General features: G+C 71.7%; 7 protein-coding genes. 1 reads left to right on the plus strand and 6 read right to left on the minus strand.

The window, feature by feature from the left end; genetic code table 11:
* The 6 genes from KN815_RS14870 to KN815_RS14895 all read right to left on the minus strand — a co-directional run.
* A partial coding sequence (locus tag KN815_RS14870) for a LacI family DNA-binding transcriptional regulator (protein ID WP_216342416.1) occupies positions 1 to 767 on the minus strand: 767 nt, incomplete at its 3' end.
* 554 nt (positions 768 to 1,321) lie between these two features.
* The gene (locus KN815_RS14875; RefSeq protein WP_253208977.1) at positions 1,322 to 2,875 is read right to left on the minus strand and encodes a glycosyl hydrolase family 95 catalytic domain-containing protein; all 1,554 of its coding nucleotides are present in this window, start codon (positions 2,873 to 2,875) and stop codon (positions 1,322 to 1,324) included.
* A 110-nt stretch (positions 2,876 to 2,985) separates the two neighbouring features.
* Positions 2,986 to 3,135, minus strand: coding sequence for a hypothetical protein (locus KN815_RS51865; RefSeq protein WP_216342417.1), 150 nt, complete (start codon positions 3,133 to 3,135; stop codon positions 2,986 to 2,988).
* 150 nt (positions 3,136 to 3,285) lie between these two features.
* Positions 3,286 to 4,050, minus strand: coding sequence for a class I SAM-dependent methyltransferase (locus KN815_RS14885; protein WP_216342418.1), 765 nt, complete (start codon positions 4,048 to 4,050; stop codon positions 3,286 to 3,288).
* A gap of 239 nt (positions 4,051 to 4,289) precedes the next feature.
* The gene (locus tag KN815_RS14890; protein ID WP_253208978.1) at positions 4,290 to 4,811 is read right to left on the minus strand and encodes a GNAT family N-acetyltransferase; all 522 of its coding nucleotides are present in this window, start codon (positions 4,809 to 4,811) and stop codon (positions 4,290 to 4,292) included.
* Between the two features lie 64 nt (positions 4,812 to 4,875).
* Positions 4,876 to 6,453 (minus strand): amidohydrolase, encoded by a 1,578-nt coding sequence (locus KN815_RS14895; protein WP_216342420.1) that lies wholly within the window; start codon positions 6,451 to 6,453, stop codon positions 4,876 to 4,878.
* 110 nt (positions 6,454 to 6,563) lie between these two features.
* Between KN815_RS14895 and KN815_RS14900 the strand changes: the two genes are divergently transcribed.
* Positions 6,564 to 7,661 (plus strand): alpha/beta hydrolase-fold protein, encoded by a 1,098-nt coding sequence (locus tag KN815_RS14900; RefSeq protein ID WP_216342421.1) that lies wholly within the window; start codon positions 6,564 to 6,566, stop codon positions 7,659 to 7,661.
* Positions 7,662 to 7,665: the final 4 nt, after the last annotated feature.

The raw sequence follows: 7,665 nt of genomic DNA on the forward strand, positions 1-7,665 counted from the left end.
ACCCGCTCCGCCGTCACCTCGCGCGCCGGGTCGGCGCAGCGCAGCACCGCCCGCGGGCCCGCGTCGGCGCTGACGGCCGCCAGCCCCTCCAGAAAGCCGCGCTGACGGTCCGTGGACGCCGGGGCGTCGTCGTCCTCGCGCACCAGGACGATGCGCCGGTGACCCAGCGCCGCCAGATGCTCCACGACGGCCCGGCTGGCGCTGACGTAGTCGGCACCGACCCAGGCCAGCCCCTCCAGTTCCTCGCGGCGGCCCAGGTGGACCACCGGGAACCCGTCGGCCACGAGCCGCCCCAGCTCGGCGCCCGGCGCGTGGCGGCCGAGGAAGAGACAGCCGTCGGCCAGCCGCACCCGGCTCAGCGCGTCCGGCCCGCCCGCGCTCGACCCGGTGAAGAGCACCAGGTCGTAGCCGCGGGCGGCCGCCTCCTGCTCCACGCCGACGAGGAACGGGTAGTACGAGTGCTGCACGTCCGTCGGGAACGTCGCGGTGAAGCTGAAGACACCGAGGAGGTTGTTGCGGGCGGCGGCCAGCCGCCGCGCGGCCGGGTCGTGTACGTATCCGAGGCTGCGGGCGGCGTCGAGGACGCGCTCCCGGGTCTCCTCGGAGATCGTCGCCGCCTTGCCGTCCGTACGGGCCGACAGCACCAGCGAGACCGTGGCCTGTGAGACCCCGGCGAGCTGGGCCACCTCCGCCTGCCGCGGGCGTGACGTACGGCCGACCGAGCCCGGATTCCGTCCCGGCTTCGCCCGCTTCCTCGACTGCTCCACGCTTGATTCCTTCTCCCCGCCGTCCGGTAATGCGCATTACCTATGCGCATTACCGAGCACTCTGCGGGTGGTGTGTGGAGTAGGTCAAGACCTGTGCGGCGGCTTTCCGTTGAGCGGCACCGCGACCGGCACCGGATGACGCCCGGCTCTGGTGAACCGACCGGGCTCAACGAGGAGCGGGTGAACAGGTGGACCCTCGGTCAGCACTCCTTGCTGAAGGGCCCGGGCCGATGCCCGATCGCCGCCGGTCGATCCGGGCTCCCATCACGTCGCCTTGCCGGCGTCCTCAACAAGCCGCCACACACACCCACTTCTTGCCATATAAGGTGGACGGGTGAGTTCACATGACATGGAGCCCCGGCGTCCGTCTCCGCGGGTGGAAAAGATAGACAGCACGCTGGCGGTACTGATCATCATCGGGATCGCCTCCGGATCGTTCTGGCTGGCCTCCGGCCTCACCTCGTCCTACATGTGGCTGCTCACCTGACACACCCCTGCTCAGCGGGCCCGGGGCAGGAGGCGTCGCCCCGGGCCGCCGGGAGGGGAGCCCCGGTTCAGTCCGGCAGCCCCCATGGCTTCGCGTCGCCGACGGCCGGTACGTCGCGCGGTCGCAGATCCGGCTGGGCGCCGCGCGGGGCGACGACGGCCGTCTCGTCCCGGCCGAGCGGGATCTCGATCCGGCCGGGTCCGGTCTCCCGGTACCGCAGCCGACGGCCGTGCTCGTCCCGTACGTCGATGGCGCCGGCGATGCCGTGCTGGAGCACCAGTGGCGCGCCCGCCTCGCTGTGCACCCGCACCCACCGGGTCCTGCCGCCGGAGCGGTCCGCGTCGACGAGGAACGCGCCCTGGGCGCGCAGGGCCTGGAACGAGACGTCCGGCCGGCGCCGTGAGACGGACGGGAAGACCCGAACGACGCCGCCATGGCTCTGTATCCCCATGTCGAGGATCGACTGGGCCGCGCTCAGCGGGCTCTCGATGCCCAGGTTGGTGTCCTCCGCGTACATGGTGTTCGCGGTCATGTAGCAGTCCATATGGGACTCGTCGAAGAGATTCCCGGTGAAGGTGGTGAGGAAGTCGAGGGCGTCGTCGGGCCGCCCCATCCGCGACGCCATCGAGGAGGCCGCCGCGTAGCTGTACCCCGCCCAGAGGCTGCGGTCCTCGGTCCAGTGGTCGACGGTGGTGCGCATGATGTCCCGGTCGGCCGGGCGGTCCCAGGTGAGCTCGTGCAGCGGGTACAGCCACAGCATGTGCGAGAAGTGGCGGTGGGAGTCGGCCAGTGGTGTGTCGGCGCCGATCGTGACGCCGGTCGCGTCGCGCGGGTAGTCGACCAGCCGCCGCAGGATCTCCCGCCAGCGCCCGGCGCGTGGGTTGTCGGTGCGGAGGATGCGCAGGCAGTCCAGGAGAGTGGCACAGCCCCAGCGGAGCAGAGAGAGGTCGTAGGTGCAGTCCACCGCGTCCGCGTACTCCGGGGACCGGGTGAGCGGCAGATGCAGCTTGCCGTCGCCGCCCTCGTAGAGGAAGTGGTCGTAGTAGTTCACCGCTTTGACCAGGATCGGGTAGAGGACGTCGCGCACGATGCGGATGTCCATGGTGTGGCGGTAGCTGAGCCAGACGTTGTGCACGGCCCAGGAGAGGTTGCCGTTGTTGTCGGTCTTGGTGGGGGTGCCGGGGACGCCGACGGTGTGGGCGCCGGGGCGCAGCGTCCAGTCGGAGGGGTGGGAGAGGGCGTAGATCTGCTCGCTTGGGATCTCGGGCGGAAGGGACAGCGGCAGATTCTTCTCGAACTCCTTGAAGGTGGAGGTGACGGAGCCGAGTTCGGGGTGGTTGGAGCCCTGGATGAGCCAGGTGGCGATCTGCACGTTGAGGTTCCACCAGACCGCGGTCCAACTGCCGCCGGTCTCCGGGTACCAGGGACCCCATTCGGACATCGAGGGTCCTCCGGCGCGGGTGGCGCAGGCGGCCTTGTAGAGCTGGATCCAGTAGAAGTCCTGAATCCGCTTGTCGGGTACGGAGAGCAGGCTGCGCCGGTAGAAGCGGTTCCACCAGCCGCGGTGCGCGCGCACCAGCTCGTCCGGGTCCTCGGCCAGGGTGCGCGCCACCTCGGCCACGGCGAGTTCGGTGGTTTTCGACAGACCGCTTGGAGTCCCCGCCGTATGCCGCGACGGCGTGGTCGGCCATCTGCCGAATCGACAGGGCCTCGCCCTGGTCACGCCGATTGTCACCGGCCTGGAACCAGTTGCAGCACCGACGCCGGCTTGTACACGTACATGTTCAACGCGCCGGGATTGGAGCCGAAGTTGCCCACCTTGGTGAGGGTGACCGCGGCGTTCGCGGCGGGCGCGGGCCCGGCGAGCAAGGCTCCGAGCACGAGGGCGGCGACGGGGAGGAGCCGGGCCGCGATACGGCTCCATCGGCTCCGTGGCGGTGCCTGGACCGCATCCGCCGGGCATGGACCACCCACCGCTGGGACAACCGGCCGAACCGCCGCCGACGAGGGCACGCCCGTCTCCGCGAGCTCTTACGCGCGCTCAGGCTTGCGCGCCTCGATGAGGGTCCTGGACGAGCGGGCGATGAACGGGCCCTCGGCCTCGATCTTGTCGTGCAGCTCGCGCAGGCGGCTGCGGTACTGCTCGACGGTGAAGCCGGGCACCGTCCAGATCACCTTGCGGAGGAAGTAGATCACGGCGCCGACGTCGAAGAACTCCATCGCCGTCCGTTCCGTGCGCACGTTGACGATCTCCAGGCCGACGGCCTTCGCCGCTGCGCTCTCGTCGTCGGGATGCCGCTTCCGGCGCGCCTCGGGCTGCGGCCCCAGGAAGTACTCCACCAGCTCCCACACGCTGGCGGGCCCGACGTGCTGGGCGAAGTACGTCCCACCCGGTCGCAGCACTCGCGCGATCTCCGACCACCACACCGTCGCGGGATGCCGGCTGGTCACCAGGTCGAACGCCGCATCGGCGAACGGCAGCGGCGGCTCGTCCGGGTCGGCGACGACCACCACCCCGCGCGGGTGCAGCAGCCTGGTCGCCTTGGCCACGTTCGGCGGCCAGGACTCCGTCGCTGCCATCGCGGGCGGCAGCTTCTCCGCCCCGGCCAGGACCTCACCACCGCCGGTCTGAATATCAAGCGCCGCCGACACCAACGCCAGCCGCCGACTCATCGCCTGCTGATAGCCCCACGACGGGCGTTCCTCGGTCGCCCGGCCATCCAGCCAGGAGAAATCCCAACCCTCCACGGAAACCGACTCCGCTTCGGCGACAAGCTCTTCAAAAGGACGTGACACACCCACATCATTACGCCCCGGCCCACCCGAACGCACACGGTTTTCCGTTGTGGCCCCTGGCAAGCCTGTGCCGGGGTCAGACTCTGAGTCCGGCGGAGACCTCCAAGATCTGGTGGCGGAGCCAGCGGTGGGCCGCGTCCCAGCACTGCCCGGGAACCGGCCATAGTCGGCCGAAGACTCATGACCCCGGGCCGAAGAAACCGGAACGAGTCGGCCCAGGCATCGCCCAAGGCGAGCGGTCACAAGCTCAGCCCGAGGACCCGCGCATCGCGCCGGGGGTCCAGCGACTCCACCCAGCGCGAAGGCGCCAGGCGCAGCGTCGTGGGCGTGAATCCATACCGGAGGAACAGGCCGCCACCGCCGGTCGTCGCCGTGAACAGGGCACCGAGCCGCTGGCCCCGCGCCCTGGCGAGCGCGGCGCGCAGCAGCCCGGCTCCCACTCCGCTTCCCTGACTCGGCCCGGCCACGCAGAAGTTGTACACCACGCCCGCGGGCCCGTGGCCCTCCCCCGGGCCGGCGGGGTGCGTACGCAGGCCCACACAGCCCTCGACGGTGCCATCGGGGGCCCGCGCCACCAGGAAGTCGGCCGCGCGGGTGGCATAGAGCGTGGCGGGCCGCTCCCGCAGCGCCCCCGAACACACGAAGGGCCGGGACAGTTCGGCGAGTGCGGCGGCGTCCTCCGGGCGGGCGCCGCGCACGCGGGACAGCGGCGCGAGGCGGGCGTGCGGCAGCGGGGCAGGGCATGGCGTAGCCGTGATCAAGGATTTCCTTCCTCGGTTCCACGGTCGGGGAATCCGGTCGGTGAGCAGGTCGGCGTGGTTCATCTCATCCGGCGCGGATCCCGGTCTCCCGGCCGTCGAGGTATGTCGCCACCACCTCGATGTCCCCGATGCGCGAGGTGTCGACCCGGCGGGGGTCGTCACCGAACACGACGAGGTCGGCGAGTTTGCCCGGGGTGAGGCTTCCCAGGCTGTCCTCCCAGTGGCAGGCGAGAGCGCCCGCGACCGTGTAGGCCCGCAGGGCCTCGTCGAGGGTGATGCCCTCGTCCGGGCCGATCACCTGGCCGGACTCGGAGGTGCGCTCGACCATGAACTGGATGGCCCGCAGCGGAGATCCGTCGGTGACGGGCCGGTCGGAGCTGCCGACGAGGGGGATGCCGTGGTCCAGGAAGGCCCTGCCGCGGTAGAGCCACGGGGCCCGTTCCTCGCCCATGATCGCCGCATAGTCGTCGCCGAAGCGGCGCAGGAAGTTGGGCTGGACGACGGCGCTGATGCCGAGCCGTGCGAGGCGCGGAAGCTGGTCGGGGCGGATCAGTCCGGCGTGCTCGATGCGGTGCCGGGCGTCGGGGCGCGGCCGCAGGCGCTGGGCCCGTTCCAGGGCGTCCAGGGCGACGTCGGCGGCGCGGTCGCCGATCGCGTGGACGGCGAGCTGCCACCCGGCCAGATGGCCGTCCACGATGGTGTCCGCGAGCGCCTGCGGGTCGTCCTGTAGCTCACCCGTGTGATCGAGCCCTTCGTACGGGCTGCTGAGCGCGGCGGTCCGGGCCATCATGCCGCCGTCGGTGTAGATCTTCAGCGCGCCCACCGAGAGCCGGTCGTCGCCGAATCCGGTGCGCAGGCCGAGGTCGAGGGCCCGGGGAATGCCGTCGGCTTCATGCGCGCCGACCGGGCGCAGCCGGTCGGCGGACACCATGAGCTGTACGCGCAGCCGCAACAGGCCCGATTCGCGGGCGAGTTGGTAGGCGCCCAGCTCGACCGGGCTGTGGCCGAAGAGGGCGCCGCCGATGCCCGCCTCGGCGCAGGCGGTGACGCCCTCGGCCAGGCAGGTGCGGGCGGCGCGGGCGATCGCCTCGGCCAGTTCCGCTTGAGAGTGCGGGAGGCGCAGAGCGCGGGCGGCGCCCATGGCGCCCTCGGCGAGGAAGCCGTTCCGGTGCGGGGTGCCGGCGGGAAGCAGTTCGAGGACGGCGGAGTTGACCATGCAGCCGTGCCCGGACTCGTGCGTCATGAACACCTTGCGCCCGTGGCTGACCTGGTCCAGTTCGGCGGCGGTCAGATGGCGTCCCAGGGCCCGCTGGTCGTAGCCGGCGATGCTCACCCAGGCGCCGGGCGAGCTCGTCCGGGTGATGGCCTCCGCCACGACGGCGAGCACCTCGTCGATCCGGGTGCGCCCCGCGATGCTCGGGGTCCGCTGCTTGAACCCGGTCCAGGCCAGGTGCACATGGGGGTCGATGAATCCGGGCAGCACGGTGGCGCCCGCCAGGTCGATCACCTCGCGGGCGGGCAGGGAGGTCACGGCGTCGTCCAGGCCCACGATCCGGCCCCGCCACACGCCCAGGTCGTGGGCGACGGGGTGGTCCGGGTCCATGGTGAGGAAGCGGGCGTTCGTCAGTCTGGTGCAGAGCATCTGCCGGAACTCTCCTGGGTGCCGGGGCGGTTCACAGGTCAAACTTAGGTTAGCCTCGCCTAATTGACAGCAGCTTAGCTTTGTCCCTTCCCTCTCACAAGGAGACGTTGATGCGCCTGAGTGCGACCGATGGGGAGAACGCCTTCGTCGCGTTCGGACTGCCCGGCACACCCGGCACCGACGAGTTCTGGGCGGCGGCGGGAACACCCGCGTCGGTGCCCGCCGGCGGCGGATGGACGACCTTGTTCCTGTGGCGCGGCTCTCCGGCGAGTATCGGCTTCGAGAGCTGGTCGGAGCCGGTCCCCCTGCGCCGGTGGGCGGATACGGACTGCTGGTACGCCGAGGTGCCCATGCCCGCGCGGCTGCGGGTGACCTACCAGTTCCTCGCGGGCGACGCGGCGCACGCCGACCCGTTCAACCCGCTCGGCGCGGGCGGTGACCGGTCCATCGCGGCGACCCCGGACGCCCCGGCCCAGCCGCACTGGCCCGTCATCGCCGCCGATGCCGTACTGCCCCTCCCGCACACCCGGATCCGCTGGAACAGCGCACGGCTCGGCGGGCGCCGCACCGTACGCGTCCACCCGGTGGGCGGCGGCGGACCCGTGGTGCTGCTGCTCGACGGGGACGACTGGCTGTATCTGCACCCGGCCATGACCGCGTTCGGCTCGGCCGTCGCCAGTGGCGAGATGCCGCCCGTCACACTGGTCTTCCTGCCGAGCAAGGACCGGGAGGCCGAGTTCGGGTGCGACCGCGCGCTGTGGGAGGCGGTCCGGCACGAACTGCTGCCACTGGTGGCGGAATCCGGCGCACCCGCCGACCCGGACCGGCTGGTGGTCGCCGGGCAGAGCCTGGGCGGGCTGAGCGCGCTGTACGCGGCGCTGGAGTTCCCGGACCTGGTCTCCCGTGTCGCCTGTCAGTCGGGGTCGTTCTGGTGGACACCCGGCGCCTTGGATCTGCCGGACCCCATGGGCGGCCCGGTCGGCGGCACCATGGCCGCGCGGCTGCGGGAGCGCCCCGACCTGTCCGGTCTGCGGGTCGCGTTCGACGTGGGGGAGCACGAGAGGCGGATGCTCCCCCACTGCGAGCTGGCCGAGGCCCTGGTCCAGCGGTCCGGCGCGACCGTACGGATCTCGCGGTCGGCGTCCGGCCACGACCGGGCGGGCTGGCGGCACGCCCTGCTCAGGGATGTCGCCTGGGCGCTCGGCTAGTCGA

The organism is Streptomyces niphimycinicus, assembly GCF_018883605.1.
In the GTDB taxonomy this organism is placed as follows: Bacteria; Actinomycetota; Actinomycetes; order Streptomycetales; family Streptomycetaceae; genus Streptomyces; species Streptomyces niphimycinicus.

What these genes read in the sequence shown, in the direction of transcription:
- KN815_RS14895 (WP_216342420.1), bottom strand. Translation starts at nt 6,453, where the DNA reads ATGCTCTGCACCAGACTGACGAACGCCCGCTTCCTCACCATGGACCCG.
- KN815_RS14900 (WP_216342421.1), top strand. Translation starts at nt 6,564, where the DNA reads ATGCGCCTGAGTGCGACCGATGGGGAGAACGCCTTCGTCGCGTTCGGA.